The organism is Kitasatospora sp. NPDC093558, from assembly GCF_040683475.1.
Taxonomy (GTDB): domain Bacteria; phylum Actinomycetota; class Actinomycetes; order Streptomycetales; family Streptomycetaceae; genus Kitasatospora.
The window spans coordinates 1-2,556 of sequence record NZ_JBFBDY010000800.1 but is presented as its reverse complement, the minus strand read 5'-3'; the positions used below and the strand labels follow the sequence as shown (position 1 = coordinate 2,556).

The window sequence follows — 2,556 nt, the reverse complement described above, 5'->3', positions numbered from 1 at the left end:
GTGGGCAGCCGCAACCGGCCGCCGAACGGGCGCGGCCGACCGTGCCGGCCGTGTGGCGCGGGCTCGTGCCGCACGTCCCGCACCCCGTCCTCGCGCACAGCCACCGGACCCCTCCCTCCCCGAAGTCGCCGTCGCAGTCGCAGCATTCTCCCACGGGCCGCGACACGGGGTCCGTTCCGGGAGGGGGTGAGCGTACCAGCGGGCGGCCACGGCGTGGACGGATTCCATCCATTTCGTGGACATCCGTTCGACATAAGGAAGTTGACGGATCGTCGGACCGGGAATGGTAAGGACCGTCGGTCCGGGACGGGGGTGATTGCAACCTCCTTGCAACCCTTGCCCGTCCGGCCGGAAGTGGCGCAGTCTGAGAGCATCCCACGCCGTCCCGGAGAGACCGTCATGCCGCCCGACCCGCTGTCCGCAGCCTCCAGTGCACCCCTCGCCGCCACCCCCACGGGCGACGATGGGGAAGGCTCCACCGCCGCCCCGGCGGCGGTGGAGGAGGTGCTGACCCTGCGGATCGCGCTGGGCGAGGACGTGGTCGGCGAGGTCCGCACCCGCTTCCGGTTCGACGCCGTCCGTCCGTACGAGGTGCTCCTGACCTTCCACTTGGGCCGGCCGGACGAGGCCGACTGGGTGTTCTCGCGTGAACTGCTGCGCGACGGGCTGCGCACGCTCAGCGGCCAGGGCGACGTCAAGCTGTGGCCGGCGTACTGCCCCTGCCACGGCTCGACGCTGCACATCGCGCTCGAATCCCCCCACGGCAGCGCCCTGCTGGAGGTCTCCAAGCCTCGCGTGCAGGCCTGGCTCGACCGCACCTACGCGCTGGTCTCCGAGGAGGCCGAGCGCGGCTGCGGGCCGACGGACGCCCAGCTGGCTGCGTTGCTGGCCGGAGGCTGAGGCGCGGGCACGCGCATAGACGTGCGTTGTTCAGCACGAGCTGGGTTCGGTAGGCGGTCCGTTCCGGCGGCCAGTGCGCTTCGCAGCCGCCGCACGGCCGGGGCCGACGACGACGGCAGCAGGTCGTACGGATCGTCCGGGCCCAGCACCGTGACCAGCACCGACTCCGCGAACCGGTACGGCCGGTGCGCCAGCAGCCCGCCCAGGTAGCGGCGCAGCCGGGACAACTCGGCGCGCACGGTGACCGTCCTGGCCGGATCCCCGAACAGGGCGTCGGCGAGCTGCGCGGCGGTGCTGCCGTCCCGTCCGGTGGCGAGCAGGAGCAGCAGCTCGGCGTGGCGCGGGCTCAACGCGTGCGACCAGCCGCCGGCCGAGCCCTGGACCGTCAGCTCCGGGCGGTCCGGGCGCCGCAGGTCCAGGCGAAGCCTCGCGCCCTCGGCCTGTTCGGCCTGTTCGGCCTGCTCGAAGGCATTGCCGGAGCCGCCTCCGTCCGACGGCCGGACCGGGCGCACCAGCCAGCCGTCGCCCAGTGGTTCCAGGACGCACTCGCCGAGCCCGGGCACCCACTGGACGGCGGTGCCGCCCCAGCTCTCGGCCGGCAGGCGCAGCCGGCCGAGCGGCGGGAGACCGGCCGAGGCGGCCGTCCAGCCTGCGGCGTCCACCACGAGCGCCGGCCCCGCCACCCTGGCGAGCAGCGGCGCGGCCATCGTCCGCAGCTGGTGGAGCGACTCCAGCCGGTGGGCGCGCAGTTCGGTCTCGGCCAGGCGCGCTGCCGTGGTGGTGAGTTGGAGGAGGTACGGGCGCACGTTGTGGGCGGGGCCGCTGAGGTTGATCGCGCCGATCAGCCGGCCGGTGCCGGGGTCGTGCACGGGCGCCGCCACGCACGTCCAGGCGTGGTGGCTGCGCAGGTAGTGCTCGGCGGAGTGGACGTGCATCGGGCGCTGCGTGCGGAGCGCTGCCGCGATCCCGTTGGTGCCGACGCTCTCCTCGACCCACTGCGCGCCGACCAGGAAGCCGATCCGTTCGGCGCTCCGGCGCAGCCCCCTCTCACCCTCCTGCCACAGGACGTGGCCCTCGGCATCGGCGATCGCGAGGATCAGCGGCGCCTGGTCGACGGGCTGGATGAGGGTCTCCCGCAGCACCGGCATGACCGCTTCCAGCCCGCTCGCCCTGCGGCGCAGCTCGATCTCGGCGGGGCCCAGGTGGATCGCGGCGGCGCCGGTGTCCGGGTCCAGGCCGAGGCGACGCAGGCGGGCCCAGGAGTCGCCGATCTCGGGGCGCGGCTCCAGGAGAGCCCGGGCTTGGGCCTGGGCTTGGGCTTGGGGTGGCTGGGGGGTCTCACGGGGGGTGGCGTCGGTGAGGGTGCGGTCGTGGACCTTGGCCCGTTCGGCCGTGGTCGGCGGGGTTCGACGTTCCGGTCGTCGGGTCTGCCGCACTCGGATTGCTCCTCGCCGCCGTTCGAGGGCGCTTCGGGGTTGATGCGCTGACGAAAGCGTAAGGGGGAGGTGGGGGTCTGGGGACGGGGTCTTGGAATCCGCTGCGCGGGGCTTGGGTGCGTGGGGGGCTTTCGGGTGGGTGGGTGCCGGGGGTGGCTGCGGGGGTGGCCGCTCCGGGGGCTGGATGATTTTCCGACTGCCGACTCTGTAGGCGGGGTGT

The 2,556-nt window shown here is 73.9% G+C and carries 2 protein-coding genes; one reads left to right on the top strand and one right to left on the bottom strand.

Annotated features, from left to right (window positions below):
* Positions 1-399: 399 nt before the first annotated feature.
* Entirely contained in the window at positions 400-900 is a 501-nt protein-coding gene (locus tag AB0O00_RS35375; RefSeq protein WP_363658809.1) for an SsgA family sporulation/cell division regulator, read from the top strand.
* Here AB0O00_RS35375 and AB0O00_RS35370 read toward each other — a convergent pair.
* On the bottom strand, positions 819-2,336 hold the full coding sequence (locus AB0O00_RS35370) for a GAF domain-containing protein (protein WP_363658808.1): 1,518 nt from the start codon (positions 2,334-2,336) through the stop codon (positions 819-821). The genes AB0O00_RS35375 and AB0O00_RS35370 overlap by 82 nt on opposite strands.
* Positions 2,337-2,556 lie beyond the last annotated feature (220 nt).